The organism is Pseudoalteromonas haloplanktis ATCC 14393 (assembly GCF_000238355.1).
GTDB lineage: Bacteria > Pseudomonadota > Gammaproteobacteria > Enterobacterales > Alteromonadaceae > Pseudoalteromonas > Pseudoalteromonas haloplanktis.
This window is the reverse complement of sequence record NZ_AHCA01000002.1, coordinates 479,055-501,547: the sequence shown is the minus strand read 5'-3', so window position 1 is coordinate 501,547 and position 22,493 is coordinate 479,055. Positions and strand designations below refer to the sequence as shown.

Annotated in this window: 21 protein-coding genes; 6 read left to right on the top strand and 15 right to left on the bottom strand. The window is 41.3% G+C overall.

Going from position 1 to position 22,493, the window contains the following annotated elements:
• Positions 1–68 precede the first annotated feature (68 nt).
• Entirely contained in the window at positions 69–872 is an 804-nt protein-coding gene (locus PHAL_RS0106385) for a LuxR C-terminal-related transcriptional regulator (protein WP_016707596.1), read from the bottom strand.
• Between the two features lie 140 nt (positions 873–1,012).
• Positions 1,013–1,900: a LysR family transcriptional regulator gene (locus tag PHAL_RS0106375; protein ID WP_016707594.1), complete on the bottom strand. Its 888-nt coding sequence runs from the start codon at positions 1,898–1,900 to the stop codon at positions 1,013–1,015.
• 116 nt (positions 1,901–2,016) lie between these two features.
• On the opposite strand from PHAL_RS0106375, the gene PHAL_RS0106370 reads away from it, so the two are divergent.
• From PHAL_RS0106370 to PHAL_RS0106355, 4 genes are all read left to right on the top strand, one after another.
• On the top strand, positions 2,017–3,189 hold the full coding sequence (locus PHAL_RS0106370; protein WP_016707593.1) for an MFS transporter: 1,173 nt from the start codon (positions 2,017–2,019) through the stop codon (positions 3,187–3,189).
• A gap of 168 nt (positions 3,190–3,357) precedes the next feature.
• Entirely contained in the window at positions 3,358–4,176 is an 819-nt protein-coding gene (gene dkgB / locus PHAL_RS0106365; protein ID WP_016707592.1) for a 2,5-didehydrogluconate reductase DkgB, read from the top strand.
• A 112-nt stretch (positions 4,177–4,288) separates the two neighbouring features.
• Complete coding sequence (locus PHAL_RS0106360) at positions 4,289–4,801, top strand: YdcF family protein (protein ID WP_016707591.1); 513 nt, start codon at positions 4,289–4,291, stop codon at positions 4,799–4,801.
• Positions 4,802–4,980: 179 nt separating this feature from the next.
• Entirely contained in the window at positions 4,981–6,234 is a 1,254-nt protein-coding gene (locus PHAL_RS0106355) for a VCBS domain-containing protein (RefSeq protein ID WP_016707590.1), read from the top strand.
• A 164-nt stretch (positions 6,235–6,398) separates the two neighbouring features.
• Here PHAL_RS0106355 and lipA read toward each other — a convergent pair whose 3' ends face one another.
• The 13 genes from lipA to leuS all read right to left on the bottom strand — a co-directional run bounded on the left by lipA (position 6,399) and on the right by leuS (position 19,361).
• Positions 6,399–7,364, bottom strand: a complete 966-nt coding sequence (gene lipA / locus PHAL_RS0106350) for a lipoyl synthase (RefSeq protein WP_016707589.1) — start codon at positions 7,362–7,364, stop codon at positions 6,399–6,401.
• The gene (gene lipB / locus PHAL_RS0106345) at positions 7,361–8,014 is read right to left on the bottom strand and encodes a lipoyl(octanoyl) transferase LipB (protein ID WP_029216058.1); all 654 of its coding nucleotides are present in this window, start codon (positions 8,012–8,014) and stop codon (positions 7,361–7,363) included. Before lipB ends, lipA begins: the two co-directional genes overlap by 4 nt.
• Positions 8,015–8,033: 19 nt before the next feature.
• Positions 8,034–8,312, bottom strand: a complete 279-nt coding sequence (gene ybeD, locus PHAL_RS0106340; protein ID WP_016707587.1) for a DUF493 family protein YbeD — start codon at positions 8,310–8,312, stop codon at positions 8,034–8,036.
• A gap of 341 nt (positions 8,313–8,653) precedes the next feature.
• Positions 8,654–9,814, bottom strand: coding sequence for a serine hydrolase (locus PHAL_RS0106330; RefSeq protein WP_029216057.1), 1,161 nt, complete (start codon positions 9,812–9,814; stop codon positions 8,654–8,656).
• Positions 9,815–9,931: 117 nt separating this feature from the next.
• A complete protein-coding gene (locus PHAL_RS0106325) occupies positions 9,932–10,711 on the bottom strand; it encodes a septal ring lytic transglycosylase RlpA family protein (RefSeq protein WP_016707584.1) in 780 nt (259 codons plus the stop codon).
• Positions 10,711–11,817: a rod shape-determining protein RodA gene (gene rodA, locus PHAL_RS0106320; RefSeq protein ID WP_085999740.1), complete on the bottom strand. Its 1,107-nt coding sequence runs from the start codon at positions 11,815–11,817 to the stop codon at positions 10,711–10,713. The genes PHAL_RS0106325 and rodA overlap by 1 nt, the downstream gene beginning before the upstream one ends.
• Positions 11,814–13,694: a penicillin-binding protein 2 gene (mrdA, locus tag PHAL_RS0106315; RefSeq protein WP_016707582.1), complete on the bottom strand. Its 1,881-nt coding sequence runs from the start codon at positions 13,692–13,694 to the stop codon at positions 11,814–11,816. The genes rodA and mrdA overlap by 4 nt, the downstream gene beginning before the upstream one ends.
• Before the next feature lie 9 nt (positions 13,695–13,703).
• Positions 13,704–14,174 carry a 23S rRNA (pseudouridine(1915)-N(3))-methyltransferase RlmH gene (gene rlmH / locus PHAL_RS0106310; protein WP_016707581.1) on the bottom strand — a complete coding sequence of 157 codons (471 nt, stop codon included), beginning with the start codon at positions 14,172–14,174 and terminating at the stop codon, positions 13,704–13,706.
• A gap of 41 nt (positions 14,175–14,215) precedes the next feature.
• The gene (rsfS, locus tag PHAL_RS0106305; RefSeq protein ID WP_016707580.1) at positions 14,216–14,533 is read right to left on the bottom strand and encodes a ribosome silencing factor; all 318 of its coding nucleotides are present in this window, start codon (positions 14,531–14,533) and stop codon (positions 14,216–14,218) included.
• A 53-nt stretch (positions 14,534–14,586) separates the two neighbouring features.
• Positions 14,587–15,222 (bottom strand): nicotinate-nucleotide adenylyltransferase, encoded by a 636-nt coding sequence (gene nadD, locus PHAL_RS0106300; protein WP_016707579.1) that lies wholly within the window; start codon positions 15,220–15,222, stop codon positions 14,587–14,589.
• A gap of 16 nt (positions 15,223–15,238) precedes the next feature.
• Positions 15,239–16,276, bottom strand: coding sequence for a DNA polymerase III subunit delta (gene holA, locus PHAL_RS0106295; RefSeq protein ID WP_016707578.1), 1,038 nt, complete (start codon positions 16,274–16,276; stop codon positions 15,239–15,241).
• On the bottom strand, positions 16,276–16,770 hold the full coding sequence (locus PHAL_RS0106290; RefSeq protein ID WP_016707577.1) for an LPS-assembly lipoprotein LptE: 495 nt from the start codon (positions 16,768–16,770) through the stop codon (positions 16,276–16,278). Before PHAL_RS0106290 ends, holA begins: the two co-directional genes overlap by 1 nt.
• Positions 16,771–16,772: 2 nt before the next feature.
• Complete coding sequence (gene leuS, locus PHAL_RS0106285; protein ID WP_016707576.1) at positions 16,773–19,361, bottom strand: leucine--tRNA ligase; 2,589 nt, start codon at positions 19,359–19,361, stop codon at positions 16,773–16,775.
• A gap of 185 nt (positions 19,362–19,546) precedes the next feature.
• On the opposite strand from leuS, the gene PHAL_RS0106280 reads away from it, so the two are divergent.
• Both PHAL_RS0106280 and PHAL_RS0106275 read left to right on the top strand, forming a co-directional pair.
• On the top strand, positions 19,547–20,005 hold the full coding sequence (locus PHAL_RS0106280; RefSeq protein WP_016707575.1) for a zinc ribbon-containing protein: 459 nt from the start codon (positions 19,547–19,549) through the stop codon (positions 20,003–20,005).
• A 79-nt stretch (positions 20,006–20,084) separates the two neighbouring features.
• Complete coding sequence (locus tag PHAL_RS0106275) at positions 20,085–22,493, top strand: Lon protease family protein (RefSeq protein WP_016707574.1); 2,409 nt, start codon at positions 20,085–20,087, stop codon at positions 22,491–22,493.

Below are 22,493 nucleotides of genomic sequence, written 5' to 3'. Positions count from 1 at the left end.
CCGTCTAAAAATTTTATTCAGACTAATAATCAGAGCGCCGGTTTACTATATCCCAATAGGGATAGTTTTTACTTTGGTAGGGTAATTAGGTGGTTATAAAACAATTGAAAAAACTCACTTAAAGATGCAATGTTGAGCTGCTGGTAAATACGTTTTCGGTGATTTTTAACTGTTCCTTCGCTGATCGCCAGCTTTAATGCTATTTCTTTACTATCGTAGCCTTGTGCAATTAGCACTGTTATTTCTTGTTCTCTTTTAGTTAGTATATCCCGACCAAAAGTCGTTAATGCATGTTGCACTGAGGCATGCACCTGAGTGCCGCCTAAATGGTCTTTGATCGGCTCAGCTAAATGAAAGTCGGCTCTTTTCCAGTGCTGTCGACATAAAGACTCGATGATACAAAAATATGGTTTAAGCTCAGATAGTCGCTTTATACTGATATGGTTTTTATCATTTATAAAACCTAAGCAAATGATCACCCAAAGTTCAGGCTCTATTTCGATGAATATACCCAGTTCATCTTTCCACCCAGTTTGTTGGTAAAAGCGTCGGCAATAAGCGTGGTAGTCTAAATCTTTGCTAATAACTTCTTTAAGTGTAAAAATTCCTTGCTGCTGATGAGTATTTAAATACCGTATAAAGGGATCATTTTGATAATCATTGGTTAAATAACGCTGAAACAGTAGTTCCCGCTCTTTTTCAATTGAATCATACAGATAAATAGGGCGTTTAGCTTCTTTACAACCAAGTATTACTGCACAATCAAACGCTAGGCATGCATGGGTCAGTTGCATTATTTTGGCACTAAATTTAGGTGTATTCAGTGCTGAGATAGTTTCAGATACTAGGCTGAGAAAATGGTTATCTGGCATGATTTATCGTTTATAAAGTGCTGCATGTACACACAGTTTAATGAGTTACGCTTAATTAACCAAGGGGTTAACGCACGCGCGTTTGGTCGTTATTTTCATTTATTATGAGCCGCGATTTTCGGCTCTATTTTAATTCAAGCTTATAAACTTAGCCGTGGTTGTATAAAGTCTAAAAATGCCGTAATACGAGACGACACAGCACCGCTTTTATAATACACCCCATGAACAGGCTCGCGATTATTTGGTGTAATGAGCGATTCGGGTAGTAGTTCGATTAGCTTATTTTCTTTTATGTCATCAGTTACCATAAAGTTTGAAAGTAGGGCGATGCCTTGGTTTGCAATACACAGTTGTCTGATTGTTTCGCCACTACTTGCACAAAGATCAAAGGTTAATTTTACAGGCTCAAGCAATGGCCATTGATTGAGCTTTGCAGCATCAGTAAATCCTAACAGGGTATGGTTTTGCAAATCCGCGCTAGTACGAATGGGTGGGGCATGTTTTAAGTAATCAGCCCCAGCTACTATTCGTAGTTTACTATTTCCTAGCTTACGAGCGTGCAGATTTGAGTCTTTTAACTCACCAATACGAATGGCTAAGTCGGTTTTTCGCTCTAATAAATCAATAATATTATCGTGTGATGTAATGTCGAGTGTTATCTGTGGGTAGTGTTTTCTAAACTCTGGAACTAATGGCATAAGCTGATGCAGTACAAATGGGCTTGCGGCATCGATCCGCAGGCGGCCACTCGGTGCCTTTTTTAATAGCTTAATAGCTTCTTCGCCTGAATAAAGTGTATTTAACCCTTCTCGGGCGTATTGAATGAAGGTATGACCTTCTTCTGTCAGCTCTATGCGGCGTGTTGTTCTATTTAATAAAGTAGATTGCAACGTGTTTTCTAGTCGAGAGACAGCCCGCGATACTTTTGCAACGTGCTGATCCAGTAAGTTGGCAGCGGCAGAAAAACTACCACAATCAACCACAGTGATAAAGGTTTCTAGATCTTCTGTTTTAGCGTGCACAGCCATTAAAGTTACCACTTTATATTTGCATAATTGACAAAAGTATTTTGTCATTTACGCTATTTTTTGCAAATGTTTTTTTAGCCAAACTGTGCACCTACTTTAATTGTGAGGATGTAATGATGCCATTGGCTTTATGGGCGCTTACTTTAAGCGCGTTTGCGATAGGAACTACAGAGTTTGTGATCGTTGGTTTAGTACCTACCATTGCGGGAGACTTAGGTGTTAGTCTGCCCTGCGCAGGGTTGTTAGTTAGTTTATATGCTGTGGGTGTGGCTATCGGTGCGCCGGTATTGACAGCTTTGACTGGGCGCTGGAATCGCAAAATTGTATTGATGAGTTTAATGACGTTATTTGTGATCGGTAATTTGCTTGCATGGCAAGCGCCCAGCTACGAAACTCTGATCATAGCGCGCATATTAACAGGGCTTGCTCACGGGGTGTTTTTCTCTATTGGCTCAATGATTGCTACCGGTTTGGTTAGTAAAAATAAAGAAGCAAGTGCCATTGCCATTATGTTTACAGGCCTTACTGTTGCATTGGTAACCGGTGTGCCATTGGGTACCTGGATTGGTCAGCACTTTGGCTGGCGGGCAACATTTTTAGTGGTGTCGATGCTTGGCTTAATTGCATTAATTGGTAGCGCTATGTTGGTACCTAACAATCTAAAGCAGTCAGCACCGGCAACATTTAAAGAACAATTACACGTGTTGATCAAACCGCGTTTACTGCTGGTTTATTTAATGACAATACTTGGTTATGGCGGCACGTTCACCGCGTTTACGTATTTAGCACCTATATTAGAGCAGCATACGGGGTTTACGCCTTCAGTTATTGGTTTAATCATGTTGGTTTATGGGGGATCTGTAGCAGTAGGAAATATATGGGGTGGAAAACTAGCTGACCAGCGTGGGCCGATCAGTGCGCTAACGCTTATTTTTAGTGCACTTAGCATTATTCTATTGCTATTTACTTTTACGATGGGCTCAAAAGTTGCTGCGGTTTTGACTATTTTAGTCTGGGGCGCATTCGCATTTGGTAATGTTCCAGGATTGCAATTGTATGTTGTTAAACAAGCGCAACAACACGCACCAAACGCGGTAGATGTGGCATCAGGGTTAAACATTGCTGCGTTTAACATTGGTATTGCCCTAGGGTCAATTATTGGCGGCAGTGTCGTAGAGAATATGAGTTTGCAAGACACTGCGTGGATTGGTGCTGTTATTTCAGTGTTGGCACTGTTGGTCACTCGTTACAATGGCTTATTAGACAAGCGTGAGTTGCAGCATACATAAGGTGTTTTCTTTAACTTCACACCAGCTCTTGAAACTAAAGTTAATGACCTCATACCTTACTTGAGGTCAAAATTTTAAATTAAAAAGTAGTAGGTGTATTTCGAAAAACTTTAGTTAGAAATTTAACAAGTTTGTATTTTAAACCGATTATTTTAGAAGGATTAAATCATGACACAGCGTGTAACAGAAATGCCGGAGTTAGGCATGGGAACATTTCGTCTTGAAGGTAAAACCGCGTATGAATCTGTAAAAATGGCATTAGAGGTGGGTTTTCGCCATATTGATACAGCACAAATTTATGGTAACGAAGAGCAAGTTGGCCAAGCGATAAAAGACAGTAATATTCCACGAGATGAGTTATTTATTACCACTAAAGTGTGGAATAACAAACTCAACAAAAATGATTTTATAGACAGTGTGCAAGAGTCGCTGGTGAAACTTAAGCTTGATTCGGTCGATTTATTGTTGATCCATTGGCCTGCGCCATCAAACAATGAACCAATGAGCGAGTATTTAACGCAATTATTAAAGGCAAAAGAGCTTGGCTTAACTAAGCATATTGGGGTTTCTAACTTCACCATAGCGAATTTAAAAGAGGCTATGCAAACACTGGACTCACGGGAAATATTTACCAATCAAATAGAAGTGCACCCATATTTAACTAACACTAAACTACGGGCATTTTGTCAGCAACATGACATTCATGTCACTGCTTATATGCCATTTGTAGTTGGTAAAGTGTTAAGCGATGAAACAATAATTGATATTGCTAATAAGCACGGCGCAAGTCCTGCGCAAGTGGTGATTGCATGGGAAAATGCCAACGGTATGACCACCATTCCATCATCAACTAAGCGTAAAAATTTAGTTGATAACTTTAATGACAAAGCATTAAAACTGGACGAGGAAGATATTGCCCGTATTGATGCGCTCGATTGTAGTGATCGCCAAGCAACGCCAGACTTTGCCCCTGAGTGGGATCAATAGGCTTGTTTGATAATATTAATTAAAAGTGCAGCCGGTCTGCACTTTTATTCTAATTAGCAAAATAAAGAATATTGTTTAGTGAAATGGTTGAGTTTCAGTAACAAGGATCAGTATGAGCAGTGTAATTATTCTGTTAGGTGCACCTAATAATAGCGATGGTAGTTTAACGGCGATTGCCAAAAGCCGGTGTGACAAGGCGTATCAAGTATTTTTGCAGCAGCCATATTCTAAATTACTTTGTACTGGTGGTTTTGGGGCACATTTCAATACGACTAATACTGCACATGGCGATTTAACTAAAGCTTATTTAATTAAACTTGGCGTGCCTGAAAATGCATTTTTGCCGGTTGCGTTAAGCCGCTTTACATTTGAAGATGCCACACTTGCTGAGCCTATTTTAGCAAGCGCTGAGGCCAAAAAAGCTATCTTAGTTAGCTCTGAATTTCATATAGCGCGCGTGTATTATGTGTTTTCGCATGTTTTACCGCATATTGAGTTTAGCTGCGAAGCGGCAATTACGCCATTACCAGAGGCAGAACTTGAACAACTAGTCGCCCACGAAAAACATGCTATGGAGCGAGAAAGAAGTAATGTGGAAAAACTTAAAAGCCCTCATACTCATTAGCCCAGCTTACATAAGTTATTTTAGTACATCTCCTTTAGTAATATTGCAACCCAAACGACGAGCTAGAAAAATCAAAAGTTAAATTTTTGTTGTTAATTGGTAAGTTAAAATTTATATTATTGGCATACCAATTATGTGAGTGACTGCCTGTGATTAACTGTAATTCCAAACTAAGGACTATGTTTTATGTGTCTGTTTTATCAAGTGCTCTAGCTGGGTGTGGTAGTTCTGATACTAAGAGTACAGCCGATACTGCAATTGCTAAGCAAGATCCGGCAGTTATAAGTGGCGAAAAAATAGGAAAGTTAAATAACACTACAGTTTTAAATATCAATGGTAAGTTAAATATTACTGATGCGCAGTCTGGGGAAGATTTCTTTAATGTTCAGACCAATTCACCTTCATCTTATGGTTTTTTTAATCTTGATGAAGAGGGGAATTGGTCATATTTTGTGGATGTTGATAACCATGATATTTCTACTTTAGCAAAAGGCCAGTTATTAGAAGATGTTGTTACGGTAACTGCTATTGATGGAACAACAGCACAAATCACAATTACAATTGAAGGAGGTGATAGAGACGCTTTAATGGGGTTTATTGCAATATCTGAGGTTGTATTAAAATCGGATGGTGTTGATCAAGGAGCCGATGCGTACACTCTAATTGAGAATGTATTTGCTAAAGGCTCTATTGAGTCTCCTGATATGTATGAAGGAAACCACCAAGGTGTGTTACACATTATAGAAGATACAGATACGACAGTTGGAAGTCATTTTGTTTTTTTAGCGCATCGTGATGACGATCAAGACAAAGATAGCGGTCCAAGTGATAGACAACGCAACGAAATCAAAGCATATGATAAGTCACCAGATTCGACGCTCGCTTATAAAGATGAAACATTCCAATATAGTTGGAAATTTAAAGTAAGTAGTGAGCTTGAACTCACGAGTAAATTTAGCCATTTCTTTCAAATAAAGGCACGAAACGAGAGTAACGACAATACCAATGGTAATGACGATCAACCCATAATTACTCTCTCTGGAGCTCAAAAAAACAGTACAGGTAATCAATTACAAGTACGCTATAGTGCCGGCTTTGATGAAAGTGGGAAGAGCACAGGGCTTGATAAAAATCTTATTGAAACTGATTGGTCACTGATTACAGATGAATGGGTTGAGGTGTTTGTGCAAGCAACTTTTAGTGAAAACGGTCAGTTTGCAATGACATTAACCCGTTTAAGCGATAAACAAGAGATATTTAATATTCACGAACAAAATATAGATATGTGGCGTGGCTTTAGCGAGAAAGACTTTGCACGGCCTAAATGGGGCATATATCGCTCAATAGTTGAAACAGACAGCCTTCGCGCTGATGAAGAGCAAGTAAGATTTGCTGATTTTTCGATTAAAAAAGGAACTTTATCCGCTGAGTGATCTCGTTTAAGGCCTAGAGTATCGAGTTAAATATTTAACCATTTTAACAAGCTATAATAGTTAATAACCCAACAGTATTGCGATAAAAAGGCGCATCAATCGCATAAAAAAGCCGTTAGTTGCTTATGCATCACTAACGGCTTTTTCAATCGTGACCGAGGTGGTTACTTTACTTCTTTGCCTGCGGCTTGTTGATCAGCGTGGTAGCTTGAACGAACAAATGGCCCTGATGCTGCATGAGTGAAGCCAATTTCATCGGCGTATTCTTTCAGTGCGTCAAACTCAGCTGGTGGCACGTAGCGTTTGACCGGTAAGTGGTGCTTAGAAGGTTGTAGGTATTGACCTACAGTAAGCATGTCGACGTTGTGCGCACGTAAATCACGTAACACTTCTTCGATTTCACTAATTTCTTCACCAAGACCAACCATTAAGCCAGATTTAGTTTTCACTTCTGGGTGGGCTTCTTTAAAGCGACGCAGTAATTCTAATGACCATTTGTAGTCAGCACCTGGACGGGCAAGTTTGTATAATCGTGGGGCAGTTTCAAGGTTATGATTGAAAACATCAGGTGGTGTTTCAATTAAAATCTCTAGTGCGCGGTCCATACGGCCACGGAAATCGGGTACTAAAATCTCAATAGTGATTTTTGGATTATGTTTGCGAATTTCGCGAATACAGTCAGCAAAATGTTGTGCGCCGCCATCACGTAAATCATCACGATCTACAGAGGTGATCACTACATAACTTAGCTTCATATCTTTAATTGTTAATGCGAGTTTTTCAGGCTCCGCGGCGTCAGGTTTTAATGGACGACCGTGTGCAACATCACAAAATGGGCAACGACGCGTACAAATAGCGCCTAAAATCATAAAGGTTGCTGTACCGTGGTTAAAGCATTCAGATAGGTTAGGGCATGAAGCCTCTTCACACACTGAATGCAAACCATGTTTACGCATGGCTTGTTTAATGCCGTCGATACGTTCGGTTGATTTAGGTAAGCGAATTTTTAGCCATTCTGGCTTACGCAACATCTCGTTTTTTTCAGTCGGCAATACTTTGACTGGGATCAACGCCATTTTTTCAGCGTCACGCAGTTTTACCCCTGGTTCCATCTTGACTGGTTTATTCATTCGTTTTCAAACCCTTCAGTATACTTAACGGCAGTTGCATTAAGTTTTTTTATCATGTGTTTTACGAGTCCAGTACCTGCTTGTGCAAGATTTTCTGGGCCGTTTAAGTCGGTTGTTTGCACCATATTCATGCCCGCATAACCACATGGGTTAATGCGCAGAAATGGGCTCATATCCATGTTTACATTCAGTGCTAGACCATGAAAAGAACAACCGCGACGAACGCGAAGCCCTAATGATGCTATTTTGCTGTCGTTAACATACACCCCTGGTGCATCTGCTTTGGCGTAGGCTGCAATGCCATAATCATTGAGTGTATCGATAATACACTCTTCAAGCCAAGTGACCAGTTCTCGCACGCCAATTTTTAAGCGACGTAAGTTAAATAAAACGTACATCATTTGCTGACCTGGTCCGTGATAGGTGACTTGACCACCGCGATCAACTTTGATCACTTCTATGTCGCCTGGCGCAAGTAGATGTTCATCTTTACCGGCTTGGCCTTGCGTGAATACGGGCTCATGTTCAACGAGCCAGATTTCATCTGCATCATGTTCAGTACGTACGTCGGTATAGTTTTGCATTTTTTGCCATATTGGCATGTAACGCTGTCTACCTAGTTGACGGACGATTAGGGTGTTTTCGCTCACTGCTGACTCCGCTTTGCGCTTAAAGCATGTGTCGTACGTCATCAATCGCACTGATAACGTTGTAAATTTCTTCAATATGAGCGCCGCTGGTTACTGTAACTACAAGGCTAACTGACTCGTAATTACCTTTACTACTGGGTTTTACTTTAGGAGCATAGTCGCCAGGTGCAATAGGTTGTAACTTAGTTAGAATTTGATCTGTTAAGTTGACGTTTGCCAACCCCATTACACGAAATGTAAATGGGCAAGGGTACTCTAAATATTCATCAAATTTAGTATTTTTTACCGGTGTAGCCACGACGTTGACTCCTCATACTTAATGTGTGTTTAGTTTTACTTAGCTAAACAATAAACCGTTCTGTTAATCTGCTCTCGACCATAATAACAATTGCATTATTAGCGCATTGGCTTGAGTGCTTTAAATTACCACCAATCACGGTAAATTTTTGATGTAAAAACAAGTCGATAAGCTCAATACTTAGCTGCACTAAGCGACGTTTTTTGCACTATAATTGCTTACATAAGTAATGTAATTGCTATTCAGATTATTTGTCGGTTAGATATGGGGCGCATTCTACCATTTTTAAAGCAAAAAAAAACGCCTTGCAGTGCAAGGCGCTTATATTCTTTAACTATGTATTACATTATTTGTAAACGTAGGTAATCATAAATTTTACTAAAGAAGCTACCTTCTTCAACTTCTTCAAGTGTTACTAGCGGATACTGCGCAATAACTTCGCCTTCTAACTGTAACGATAAAGTGCCTACCGTAGAGCCTTTAGCTAGAGGAGCTTCTAATACTTTATCAAGTTTGAAGTCTGCTTTTAAATTTTTACGCTGACCACGCGGAATAGTAATTGGTGTATCCTCTAAAATACCGAGAGATACGTTTTCTTTATTACCCATCCAAATACGTTGCTCAGCAAAGCTGTCGCCTGCTTTATATGGTGTAATTGTTTCAAAGAAACGGAAACCATAGTTAAGTAACTTTTTGCTTTCAACTTTACGAGCTCGCTCACTCGAGGTGCCCATAACAACAGCAATTAAACGCATGTCGTCTTTAGTCGCTGAGGTAACTAGGCTGTAACCTGCCTCTGAAGTATGGCCTGTTTTGATACCGTCAACGTTTAAGCTTTCATCCCATAACAGTGAGTTACGGTTGTATTGTTTAATACCATTAAAAGTAAATGATTTTTCTGCATACACGGCGTACTCATCTGGTACATCACGTATCAGCGCTGCGCCTAACGTTGCCATATCGCGTGGTGTTGTGAAATGCTCATCGGTATCTAAACCATGGCTGTTAATAAAATGAGTATTGCTCATACCTAATTTATCAGCGTGTGCATTCATTAGATCCGCAAATGCGCTTTCGCTCCCGGCGATATGTTCGGCCATAGCTACACAGGCATCATTGCCAGATTGCACTATGATTCCATGATTTAGATCATCAACACTAATTTGCTTACCGACTTCGATAAACATCTTTGATGATTCAGGGAAGTTTTTAGCCCATGCTTTTTCACTTACCGTAACCATATCAGTTGGTGCAATGTTACCTGCTTTGATCTCGGTGCCGATCACATAGCTGGTCATCATTTTAGTTAAACTAGCTGGAGCAAGGCGGGTATCAGGCTCGCCTTCGGCAATCACTTTGCCTGTTGTAAAGTCAACAAGAAAATAACCTTTTGCATTAACTTGAGGAGGGGCTGGGATGATTTGGGCGGTCGCTGAGAAAACGGCAGCAGAGCATACTAAGGCGCACACACCGTTGAGAATTTTGTATTTAATAGATTTCATCATACTCATTAATGGTTAAAGTTAAAGATTCGCGTTACTCCATTCTATACCCAAACGACCCCGAGATGCGAGTGTCGTTTTTAAACTAACTCACTGGGGGGAGTTTGGGTATTAGTCTTATTGACTGTAAAGCAAGAACGCGTTTTGAAATTGATCCAGTTTTAATTTTTCAAGTACTTGCTGTGCTTGTTCAGCGTCTTTAATTGGTCCTAAGCGCAATCTATAAATTGCATCTTTTTCCACGATATTGGTGGGTAATTGATATTGCTGTCTTAGGGTGTACGCCAGTGCTTCAATATTCTTTAAGGTACTTCCTGCCGCCACTTGGATGTAACTCTGTCGCGCAGTTGAATCGGCCATAGTAACCGCCTCAAGCTTAACCTTCGCTGTACCATGATGGTAGTAACCCAGTTTGTACGCAGCTGCGTAGGATAAATCGATTAAACGATCATCATGAAATGGACCACGGTCATTGACACGGACAATGACAGATTTCCCGTTACTGGTATTGGTTACTTTTACAAAGCTAGGTAAAGGGAGCGTTTTATGCGCTGCGGTCATCGCGAACATATCGTACACCTCACCATTGGAGGTATGATAACCATGAAACTTACGGCCATACCAAGATGCGATACCTTCTTCACTATAACCAGTTTCATCTAACATTGGAGTGTAGTTTTTACCGAGTACGGTGTATGGACGGCCTGCGCTAGCACTTTTGGTAACGGGGACTACAACGGCATCTTGCATTTCTAATTCGGTTGGTACACGCAACGGTGCAGCGTCATGGCGCATACTATAACGGCTGCTATGATCGGTTTTACTACCTGAGCTACTGCATGCGGCTAAAAAAATGGTGAAAAAAGTGAGCGTAATTAACTTTACTAAAGAGTGCATTATTTCAGTAACATCCTTTTATCCGTAGCGATAGACATAATAATGCCAAATCCTGCCATTAAGGTGACCATCGAAGTACCGCCGTAACTTATAAGCGGTAGGGGTACACCAACAACAGGCAGCAGGCCTGATACCATGCCTATATTTACGAACACATAAACAAAAAAAGTGAGGGTGAGGGCACCGGCTAATAACTTGCCAAAAGCATCTTGCGCATTAACCGCAATATACAAGCCACGGCCAACGATAAATAAGTACATACAGAGTAATAAGCACACCCCAAATAAACCAAACTCTTCACTTAATACTGAAAATATAAAATCAGTGTGGCGCTCAGGTAAAAACTCTAATTGTGACTGCGTACCTTGTAACCAGCCTTTCCCTTCAATCCCCCCTGAACCAATGGCAATTTTTGATTGAATGATATGGTAGCCAGAGCCAAGCGGGTCACTTTCAGGATTAAATAAGGTTAAAACGCGTTGCTTTTGATAGTCATGCATGCCGTAGTGCCAAAATGGCCAGGCAGCAAGTGCCACTAAGGCGCTTAAAAAACCAATTAACCGCCAACTTAACCCAGATAAGAACAACACAAATACACCTGAGCTGGCTATCAATATTGAGGTGCCTAAGTCGGGTTGTTCTTTAATAAGCAATGTTGGGATCATAACTATGGCAAAACCAACAACTAAATGCACGGCTTTAGGCGGTAAGTGATTACGGCCAATGTACCAAGCAACCATCATGGGGACGGCTATTTTCATGAGCTCAGATGGCTGAAAGCGGGTAACTCCTAAATCAAGCCAACGTTGGGCGCCTTTTGAACTGACACCAAAAATTAACACACCAACAAGCATTAATAAACCAGCACAATACAGTGGGAAAACTAAGCGCTTTAGTGTGGCAGGTGAAAGCTGTGCTAACACAAACATGCCAATAATTGCGCCAGCCATACGCGTGGCATGGCGGATCATCATTGCGCTGTCTTGGCCGCTGGCACTGTAGACAATAGCCAAACTGGCAGCCATTAAGGTAAATAATGCCAGTAATAATGGCAGATCTAGATGCAATTTATCCCACATAGAACGTTTATCATCAAGCTGCATTATGGCGCCTCATTCTGAGCGATATTGATGGGATTAGCCGAGAAATAGTAATCCATTAACTGACGGGCGATAGGTGCACCTACGGTACTACCACCGCCGGTATTTTCAACAACGATAGACACCACAATTTGTGGGTCATCATAAGGTGCAAATCCAACATAAATGGCATTGTCACGGTGGCGCTCTTTTAGCGATTTTGCATCATAACGCTCACCTTGGGCAATACTAACTAATTGAGCAGTGCCTGTTTTACCAGCAGGGTCATAGCTTACCCCTCTAAATGCTTTATGAGCAGTACCGGTCACTTTGGTAACTGTATTATGCATCGCATCTAAGGCAATTTGCCAATGGTTTGGATCCTTGAGTATCACTGGTGGCTTTTCTTCATTATTAATTTGTACAACCTGATTTTCTTGCTTAGCAACTTGCACTAAGTGAGGAGGGCGGTTAATCCCTTTATTTACTAAAATATTGAGTGCATTGGCAATTTGCATTGGTGTGGCTGTCCAGTAACCTTGTCCAATGCCGACTGAAATTGTATCTCCTCGCCACCATGACTCTTTAAATCGCGCTTCTTTCCATTCTTTTGAAGGGAGAATCGCGGTGGTTTCTTCATGAATATCGATACCGGTTAAATCACCAAAACCAAATTGCGCCATAAAGTCACTAATTTTAGTGATACCTAAACGATAAGCCGTATCATAAAAATACGTATCACATGATTCTTCAATCGCCTTGTAAACATCAACATGGCCATGGCCCCAGCGTTTCCAATCTCGCCATTTATGGTCCACATTCGGTATTTGAAAAAATCCGGGGTCCCAAATAGTGGTATGCTCGGTGACTAAACCCTCTTCAAGTGCCAAGATAGCTAAGTGAGGTTTGACCGTAGATGCGGGAGCATAGCGCCCTTGTGTGGTGCGATTGATCAGTGGTCTATCTGGATTTAACAACGCTTTGTAATTTTTGCTGCTAATACCATGAACAAATAAATTGGGGTCGTAGCTTGGGTTAGAATATAACGCCAATACGCCACCGTCTTTGGCATCCATGACAACCACAGCGCCACGCATATCTTTAAAGGCATGTTGTGCAATTTGTTGTAATCCGATATCTAAAGTCAACACTAAATCGTGGCCGGGTTGTGGTGGTGTCATACTTAAGGTACGAATTACGCGGCCACGGTTATTTACTTCAACACGTTGTGAGCCAACTTGACCATGTAGCAATTGCTCATAGTATTTTTCAATCCCCAGTTTGCCAATATCATGGGTGGCACGGTAGTTAGTGCCTTGATCTTCAGACTCGAGTTTAGCCAGTTCTTTTTTATTGAGTTTAGCAACATAACCTAACGCATGGGTTAGGGTGTCAGCATACGGATAATAACGTGCTAACCGTGCTTCGATGCTAAAACCTGGGAATTTATGCTGATTGACCGAAAAACGGGCCACTTCAAGCTCTGTTAAGCGTGCTTTTAGTACCTGGCTTTTAAAACGGCGGTTATGTTTGATATCGTCTATAAAATCGCTTTTTTGCTGATCTGAAATATCAATAAATTGCGTTAAGGCAGACAGGGATGCATCAAGATCATCCACTTCTTCAGGAATAACCTCTAGATTATAGACGGGTTTATTTTCAGCGAGTAATACACCATTACGATCGTAAATTAGACCGCGATTAGGTGCGATCGGAATAACTTTAATGCGGTTATCGTTAGAGCGAGTTTGGTAGTCTTGATGATCATCTACTTGAATGGTGTATAAATTTGACAATAACACCGCAACTAAAATAGTGACAAACACAAAGCCCACAAAAGCACGGCGAGCAAATAGATTTGCCTCTGCAGAGTGATCCCTAATCGTGGGCCTGTGTTTTCGCATGCGTGATGACTACTCGCGATGATACGGGTGGTTATTGTTTAAGCTCCAGCCTCTATAAAGACTTTCTGCAACAATAATACGCACCAATGGATGGGGCAGGGTCAAATTTGAGAGTGACCACTTTTGCTCTGAAGCTGCAATACACTCTGGTGCTAAGCCTTCAGGTCCGCCAATTAGCAAACTCACATCGCGGCCATCCAGTTGCCACTTTTCCATGTCTTTTGCTAATTGGTGAGTATCAAGCGCTTTACCTGTTACTTCAAGTGTAACAATACGATTGCCTTTCGGGATGGCGGCTAAGGTTTTTTCACCTTCAATATGCAGTATTCGCTTAATATCTGCATTTTTGCCACGTTTACCCGCGGGTATTTCAATTAATTCCAACGCCATATCTTTTGGAAAGCGGCGCTGATATTCAGTAAAACCCGCTTCTACCCATGCTGGCATTTTGGTACCAACGGCAATCATTTGTATCTTCACGTGTTACATCCAAACTCTAGTAAAATTAGTGAGCGTTTAGCTTAGCTCCATAGTTTTTCGAGGTCGTAATAGCTACGTGCGTGATCTTGCATTACGTGTACGATTACATCGCCTAAATCAACCAGTGCCCATTCACCATCTGTTTGGCCTTCGTAACCGAGTGGTTCTTGACCTGCGTGACGAGCTTCTTTTGCTAAATGGTCTGCAATTGACAGTACATGACGCTTTGATGTGCCAGAGCATACAACCATGTAGTCGGTAATGTCTGAGCTTGCAGTTACGTCTATATTAACCACGTCACGTGCTTTCATATCGTCGATTTTGTCTATTGCAAAGGCAAGTAGTTGTTTCGTATCCAAGGTGTTATCTCATTAAAAAGTGAATAGCTGTTATTTTATCACGCAACCAGTATTTATTCATCACTTAGATAAAGTTGCTGTTGTTGAATATACTGACCCACTGCCTTAGGGAGAAGTTCATTGTAATTTATACCTTTTTTTATTGCATCACGTATATCACTTGAGGCAATGGCCAGTTCTTCACCCGTTAAAAAGTATAATTTGCCGCCCGGTTGTGTTGTGAGCTCGGTGCTATCATTGCATTCGCTGGCTTGTTGGTAGGCTTTTAATTCACCATGAGCGCTGCATTTTAGCCCCGGACGTTGAAAAACCACTATATGGCATAGCTGGGTAATTGTTTGCCACTGATACCATTTATCTAAGCTATTAAAGGAGTCCATACCAATTAAGAACAAGATTGGTTGTTGAGGGTATTGCGCACGTAGCTCTTGCAAGCTTAATAATGAATAGGATGGGCCTGTGCGATTTAATTCTCGTAAGTCGAGTTGAAAATAAGGGTATGGCGCAATAGCAGCCTTGAGCATTGCAATTCGATGTGCCGTACTGATCCCTGGAGCCGCTTTATGGGCCGGGATTGCACATGGCATAAAATACAAGGTTGCTAAGTTAAAGTGTTTTACACAATGCTTGGCCATATTAATATGACCTAAGTGAACGGGGTCGAAAGTACCACCAAACAATGCAATCATCATAAACGCCTAATAATTAGTTGAGTGGATGCGCAGGCAAAGGAAACGCTAATGGTTGGCAAAAAACTAAACAAATATGCGCTAGCGCTTGATAGGGTTTAACTAAATTACCTTGCTTATAACTGGCATCAAATTGTGCCAAAAGCTGAGTAATTTGCTCAAGGGTTGCGATTGATAAACGACTAAGTGCTTGTTGAATTGGCCCTTGTTGATTTTTCCAAATTGCTTTTTGTTTAAATAAACTTGCTAACTGTTCACCTTGTTGTAAGCCTAACTGCAAGGTAAGTAACAAATTTGCTTCTTTAGTAATAGCCCATAAAATACTGACAGCTTCGGTGTTATCACCTGCCAGCTTATTCAGTACTTTAATTGCTTGGCGGCTATTACCATGCAGCAATGCATCGGTTAGATCAAAAATATCAAACTTGGCTTGATTTAATAACCCTTGCAATACTTGTTGCTGATCAATCGTCGCAGTGCCATGCAACAGTGACAGTTTTTCAAGTTCTTGAAAGCAGGCTAATAAATTACCTTCAGTCGCTTCTATTAAAGTGCGTTTTGCGTCGTTTTGCATATTGATCTGCAAGCGCTGGCATTGCTCGTCTAACCAACGACTTAAATGGTTGCCAGTGAGTGGGTAGCAGGGGACAAAAATGCCGAATTTATCCAACGCTTTAAACCAGGCACTGCGTTGAATATCTTGGCTGGCTTTTGCACCTGTAATGATCAGTAGGGTATCAGGGTTGTTAAGTTCAACTAACTGCTTAAAAGTTTGACTACCAACAGTGCCTGGTTTCTGAAAGTTTAGATCCAGCTCTATTAACGTACGAGCACTGAATAATGACATGCTTTGATATTGTGCAATCAGCTCTTGCCAATCAAAGCCTGGCATTAAAGTAAATTTAATAACTTCATCAAAGCCTTGCTGTTTAGCTGTGTGGCGAATTTGCTGGGCGCATTGTGCAACTTGAAAGGGTTCTTCACCAAACACTAAATAAAAGGGCTGCATGCCTTTTTTTAATTCATTCGGTAATTGATTCGCATAACAGCGCATTACAGTTGCGACAGCTCTCGAGTGATACGACGACTGGCTTGCATACGAATTTCATTAAGCAATAGCTCCAATTCCTTCGCTTTAGCAAGTGCGTTATCAGGGTCGTCTTGGTAATTACGATACAGCTCAAAACTCTGTTCGATTGCATCTTTACCTGGGCGCTTGAGTAGATAACGTACGCTGTAAGCTAGTTCGTACTCGGCAACTTGGCCATTTTTAAATAATGACAATGTTTGACGTTCTAAACGGTCTTTAAATAAATACAGTTGCGCTACGTCTTTTTTAGGTGTGCTGAGTAACTCAACTTTGCTCAATGTCAGCTCTTTTTCAAGCATCGCGAATAACGCTGATTTTTCATCATCACCGCTTAATGTGAGGGTGGTTAAATCATCCGGTAGGCTTGATGCTTTTTTAAGATGAAAGCCACAGCTTGATAACAAAAAACAGACTAGCGCTAAGGCTAGTCCGTTTTTTATGGCATGAATAGCAGCCATAATTAGTTAGCAACCACGTTAAGTAGTTTACCTGGTACGTAAATTACTTTGCGGATAGTAACGCCATCAGTGAATTTAGACACGTTAGGCTCAGCAAAAGCTTGAGCTTCTACTTGTTCTTTAGTGGCATCGGCTGGTACGGTCAATTTAGCACGCAGTTTACCGTTAACTTGCACAATGATAAGCTTTTCATCTTCAACAAGGGCTGATTCGTCAACAACAGGCCAAGATGCAGCTAAAATGTCCCCTTCTTTACCAAGCTCTTGCCACAATTGATGCGACAAATGCGGAGTGATTGGCGCAAGCATGATTAATAATGCTTCAAGTGCTTCGTTAGCAATCGCAACATCTTGTTTATCAGCTAAAGGTGCTTTTAACAATTTGTTTGAGATTTCCATAATTGCAGCAATCGCAGTATTAAATGTTTGACGGCGTTCAATATCATCAGTCACTTTTGCAATCGCTTTGTGCAACTCACGACGTAAAACTTTTTGATTGTTGTTGAGAGCTGATTTATCAAGGGCTTGGAAACCAACAGTATTGACGTCAACAGCGTATTTCCAAATACGTTTGATAAAACGATGCGCGCCTTCAACACCTGAATCAGACCATTCAAGCGTTTGCTCCGGTGGTGCAGTAAACATCATAAATAAACGTACCGTATCCGCGCCGTACTGGGCAATAACTTGTTGCGGGTCGATACCGTTATTTTTCGACTTCGACATTTTGCTCATACCCGATGAGAATACGGGTTCGCCGTCGGTTTTATGCCACGCTTTAGTAACACGGCCTTTTTCGTCGGTTTCAGTTTCAACATCACTTGGTGAAATCCACACATCGCCGCCTTTCTCATCTTTACGATAGAAAGTTTCAGCTAATACCATGCCTTGACATAATAAGCGATCAAATGGCTCATCTGAGTTTACTAGACCAAAATCACGTAATAACTTGTGGAAAAAACGTGAGTACAATAAGTGTAAGATTGCGTGTTCAATACCACCGATGTATTGGTTTACTGGTAACCAGTAGTTTGCCGCCGCAGGGTCAAGCATGCCCTCGTCATGGCGTGGGCTGCAGTAACGTGCGTAATACCAAGAAGATTCCATAAAGGTATCAAAGGTATCTGTTTCATGAAATGCAGGCGCGCCATTGACTGTTGTTTTAGCCCACTGTGGATCTGCTTTGATTGGTGAGGTAACACCGTTCATTACTACGTCTTCTGGTAAGCGTACCGGCAGCATATCTTCAGTTGCAGCAAGCTCGTTACCGTTTTCGTCGCTAAGCATAGGGATGGGTGATCCCCAATAACGCTGGCGGCTTACACCCCAGTCACGTAGGCGGAAGTTTACTTTACGCTCACCCACGCCAAGGGCTTCAAGTTTATCGGCAACAGCGTTAAACGCGCTGTCAAAATCAAGGCCATCAAATTCACCTGAATTAACTAACACGCCTTTTTCAGTGAATGCTTCTTCTTTTAAGTTAACTTCAAGCTCAGAGCCTGCAGCAGGTGCAATTACCTGTTTGATATCTAAACCATAAGCGCTTGCAAATTCGTAGTCACGTTGGTCGTGTGCAGGTACTGCCATTACAGCGCCTGAGCCGTAATGCATCAATACAAAGTTAGCAACCCAAATAGGCACTTGCTCACCGGTTAATGGGTGAGTTGCAAAAAAGCCCGTTGCAATGCCTTTTTTCTCCATGGTTGCCATGTCTGCTTCAGCAACTTTGGTGTTTTTACACTCTTCAACAAAGCGTGCAACTGCATCGCTATTTTTAGCTGCTTCTTGTGCAATTGGGTGGGCACCGGCAACAGCGAGGTATGTAACTCCCATGAAAGTATCAGGGCGAGTTGTATATACGCTAAACTTTTCGTTGTTATCTGTACGGGTAAACTCGATATCTAGCCCTTCTGAGCGGCCAATCCAGTTACGTTGCATAGTTTTAACTTGCTCAGGCCAATCTTCTAACTTGTCTAAGTCGTCAAGTAGCTCTTGTGCGTAGTCAGTAATTTTAATAAACCATTGTGGAATTTCTTTTTGCTCAACCACAGCGCCTGAGCGCCAACCGCGACCATCGATCACTTGTTCGTTTGCAAGCACGGTTTGATCCACTGGGTCCCAGTTTACCGTTGACATTTTTTTGTACACTAAGCCTTTTTCGTACAGCTTAGTGAAAAACCATTGTTCCCATTTGTAATAGTCAGGGTGGCAGGTCGCGATTTCACGATCCCAGTCATAACCAAAACCTAATTGCTTAAGTTGGGTACGCATGTAATCAATGTTTTCGTAGGTCCATTTTGCTGGGGCTGTTTTGTTTTTAATAGCCGCATTTTCAGCAGGTAACCCAAACGCATCCCAACCCATAGGTTGCATAACGTTTTTGCCTTGCAAGCGTTGGAAGCGAGAAACAACATCACCAATTGTGTAGTTACGCACATGACCCATGTGGAGTCGGCCACTTGGGTAAGGGAACATAGAAAGGCAATAATACTTTTCTTTGCTTTCATCTTCAGTGGCTTTAAATACTTGGTTTTCTTCCCAGTAGGCTTGGACTTTTGACTCTATGTCTTGTGGGTTATATTGCTCTTGCATCTACGATTCCAGACTTCTTGCAAACTAATAAAAAATTGTCGATAGGATACCCCAAAAAAAGCGCTATTCACAGCGCCAAATTGGCGCTTTTTATAAATTCGCAACTAAATTAGTTTTCAGGGCAGGTTAACCTATACTTATCTAATCTGAGTGTTGATTTTTCATCATTTTTCTAGGAGCACACAATGGCTGATTATAAAACGTGGTTAACAGACTTGAGTACGTGGTTAAAAGATGTAAAAGAGCACGAGCTGAAAGATGCAATGGACAAGTTCATTGAATCCGAACAAGCGCTCAAAGATTTAGGGCAACAAAAACTCACTTTATACCGAGAATATTTAAAGCGTGATATTGACCATATTCAAGAACATGATCAACACTATGATTCTCTTGCGTGGCAAGAACTTAAAGAGTCTTTGTGGTTTGAATTATCTCATATTGAAGACAAAACTCAGCTGGAGTGGCGCGCATTAGATCAAGATTTTAAGCACAATGGGGTCTATCACCAAGGTGAATGGATAGCCATGGGCACATTAGTATGTAAGAATTGCCAACATAGTTATGATATTTACCATGCAACGCAAATTACAGCTTGTCCTGAATGTGATGGTATTTACTTTAGCCGCAAGGCACTACAACCTTAAATGCTTAGTGAGCAGTGCTTTTATGTGTACTGACACCACCCTAAAATCAACGAATATGTTGGTATAAAAAGAAGTTAGAATGACGAAAAAATTGCTGCCATTACCTGTGTCGGCCCTTGCGCCGACAATTTCACTTAATCATGTGCAAACGTGCATGAGCAATCCATATCCAGAAACCTTGACTTTTATTGGTCAACAACGTGCGCAAAGCGCACTTGATTTTTCACTCGGAATGGAACTACCTGGTTACAACGTATATGTAATGGGCGAAGCTGCTCATGGTCGTTTTACATTAGTAAAAGATAAGCTTGAAGCGCACAGCAAAGGGCGTCCGACACCAAACGAATGGTTATATGTCAATAATTATGATGACCACCGTGAGCCTATTGCGTTATTTATGCAAGCAGGTCAAAGCAAACAACTTGCCGATGACATTGACTCATTTATTGACGAAGTACTCGACACCTTTCCAGCGGCATTCGATAACCCAGCTTATCAGCGTAAAAAGAAAAAAATCGATCGTGAATTCAACGACGCCTACGATAGTGCAATTACTGAAGTTGAAATAGCAGCTTTGGAACAAAGCGTTGCCCTAATAGAAGAAAAAAGTGTGGTGGGCTTTGCCCCGCTTATTGATGGCAAACAGTTAAGTGATGCTGAATTTGCTGAGCTTGATGATGAATTACGTGAACAATTTTACGAAGTTATCGAAAAGCTCGAAGATGCGTTAATTGAAGCGCTTATTGAGCTACCACGTTGGAAGCGCGAATCATCTGAAAAACTGCGTAATTTAAAAAAATCGACAGCTGAACTTGCCACCAAACCCTTACTTAAAGATCTTGAACATAAATATGCCGCTCACATCGGCGTGCTACGTTATTTAAAAGATATTCGCGTAGAAATTATCGACGCAGTGCTTGAGTGGCTTGACGACGAAGATGTAAGCGATGAAAACAAAGAAGACTTTGACCGCAAAGGCATGTTAACAGACTTTTTTGCGCCTAATATTTTGGTGGAGTTTAAAGAAGGCGATGCAGCGCCGGTCGTGTATGAACCAAATCCAACCTTTGGTAATATTTTTGGCAAAATTGAGTATGCGACCTCACAAGGCTCGTTGATCACCAGTTATCGTTCAATTCAGCCAGGTGCGTTGCATCGGGCGAATGGCGGTTACTTGATCATGGACGCTGAAAAAGTAATGGCGAATCCACAAGTATGGGATGGCTTAAAATTATCTCTAAAAACCCATCAAATTAAAAATGACTTACCGTATCAAGACAGCGCCGTTGGCAGCAGTTTTACGTTACGCCCGCAGCTAATTCCGCTGGATGTGAAAATTATTTTATTGGGCTCTCGCGAGCTGTATTACACCATCGGTGAGTACGACGAAGAATTTGCTGAGTTGTTTAGAGTGCTTGCTGATTTTGATTATTACTTACCTAGCAGCGATAAATTGCAGTATCAATTTATTACTAAAGTGCTTGAGTATTGTGAAGGGACGCTAAAGTGTAGCTTAACGGAATCAGCAATGGCGCGTTTACTTAAGTTTAGTTATCGCCAAGCAGAGCATCATAATAAGTTATCGGCTCGTTTTGCCGATGTATTGGAGCTAGTCGCAGAAGCCAGTTTTTATACCAAGCAAGATAATCTTAGCCTTATTGATGCACATCACATTGATGAAGCTATTGAAGGTAAACAATATCGCACCGGGCAAATAAGTGAAAACATGCTCAGCGATATTAAAGAAGGGCACACATTAATTGCCACCGACGGTCATGCGGTAGGTAAGGTAAATGGTTTAACTGTGTTGCACATAGGTGATACTTCTTTTGGTACACCTGCGCGTATAACTGCCACTGTATATGCAGGCGCTGATGGGGTTATAGATGTTGAGCGCGAAGCTGAACTTGGCAAAGCGATTCACTCAAAAGGCGTGATGCTATTGACGGGATACTTAGGCAATAAATACGCCCAGCAGTTTAGTTTAACGCTCAGCGCTAATATCGCTATTGAACAAAGCTATGGTTACATTGATGGCGATAGCGCATCGCTCGCGGAGCTTTGTGCATTGATCTCCGCAATCACCAGCCTGCCTATTAGCCAATCGATCGCATTGACTGGATCAATTAACCAACATGGTGATGTGCAAGCCATTGGTGGCGTAAATGAGAAAATAGAAGGCTTTTTTAAGCTGTGTAAAATGCGTGGTTTAACGTCTGAGCAAGGTGTCATCATTCCTAAGTCGAATCAAGTCAACTTAGTGCTAGATGATGAAATTCTTAATGCGGTAGAGTTGGGCAAGTTTCATATCTATGCCGTTGAAACTGTTGACCAAGCACTTAACTTATTAATGGATATTCCCGCTGGTGAGCTTAAAGACGGACAATACCCAGACAATTCAGTCAATGGTATTGCTTTGGCACGATTAAGTGAAATTGCTGATATCGTTAATGGCGATAACGACGAAAAAGAACACGAGAAAGAATAG

What these genes read in the sequence shown, in the direction of transcription:
- PHAL_RS0106385 (WP_016707596.1), bottom strand. Translation starts at nt 872, where the DNA reads ATGCCAGATAACCATTTTCTCAGCCTAGTATCTGAAACTATCTCAGCA.
- PHAL_RS0106375 (WP_016707594.1), bottom strand. Translation starts at nt 1,900, where the DNA reads ATGGCTGTGCACGCTAAAACAGAAGATCTAGAAACCTTTATCACTGTG.
- PHAL_RS0106370 (WP_016707593.1), top strand. Translation starts at nt 2,017, where the DNA reads ATGCCATTGGCTTTATGGGCGCTTACTTTAAGCGCGTTTGCGATAGGA.
- dkgB (WP_016707592.1), top strand. Translation starts at nt 3,358, where the DNA reads ATGACACAGCGTGTAACAGAAATGCCGGAGTTAGGCATGGGAACATTT.
- PHAL_RS0106360 (WP_016707591.1), top strand. Translation starts at nt 4,289, where the DNA reads ATGAGCAGTGTAATTATTCTGTTAGGTGCACCTAATAATAGCGATGGT.
- PHAL_RS0106355 (WP_016707590.1), top strand. Translation starts at nt 4,981, where the DNA reads ATGTTTTATGTGTCTGTTTTATCAAGTGCTCTAGCTGGGTGTGGTAGT.
- lipA (WP_016707589.1), bottom strand. Translation starts at nt 7,364, where the DNA reads ATGAATAAACCAGTCAAGATGGAACCAGGGGTAAAACTGCGTGACGCT.
- PHAL_RS0106330 (WP_029216057.1), bottom strand. Translation starts at nt 9,814, where the DNA reads ATGAAATCTATTAAATACAAAATTCTCAACGGTGTGTGCGCCTTAGTA.
- PHAL_RS0106325 (WP_016707584.1), bottom strand. Translation starts at nt 10,711, where the DNA reads ATGCACTCTTTAGTAAAGTTAATTACGCTCACTTTTTTCACCATTTTT.
- mrdA (WP_016707582.1), bottom strand. Translation starts at nt 13,694, where the DNA reads ATGCGAAAACACAGGCCCACGATTAGGGATCACTCTGCAGAGGCAAAT.
- nadD (WP_016707579.1), bottom strand. Translation starts at nt 15,222, where the DNA reads ATGATTGCATTGTTTGGTGGTACTTTCGACCCCGTTCACTTAGGTCAT.
- holA (WP_016707578.1), bottom strand. Translation starts at nt 16,276, where the DNA reads ATGCGCTGTTATGCGAATCAATTACCGAATGAATTAAAAAAAGGCATG.
- PHAL_RS0106290 (WP_016707577.1), bottom strand. Translation starts at nt 16,770, where the DNA reads ATGGCTGCTATTCATGCCATAAAAAACGGACTAGCCTTAGCGCTAGTC.
- leuS (WP_016707576.1), bottom strand. Translation starts at nt 19,361, where the DNA reads ATGCAAGAGCAATATAACCCACAAGACATAGAGTCAAAAGTCCAAGCC.
- PHAL_RS0106280 (WP_016707575.1), top strand. Translation starts at nt 19,547, where the DNA reads ATGGCTGATTATAAAACGTGGTTAACAGACTTGAGTACGTGGTTAAAA.
- PHAL_RS0106275 (WP_016707574.1), top strand. Translation starts at nt 20,085, where the DNA reads ATGACGAAAAAATTGCTGCCATTACCTGTGTCGGCCCTTGCGCCGACA.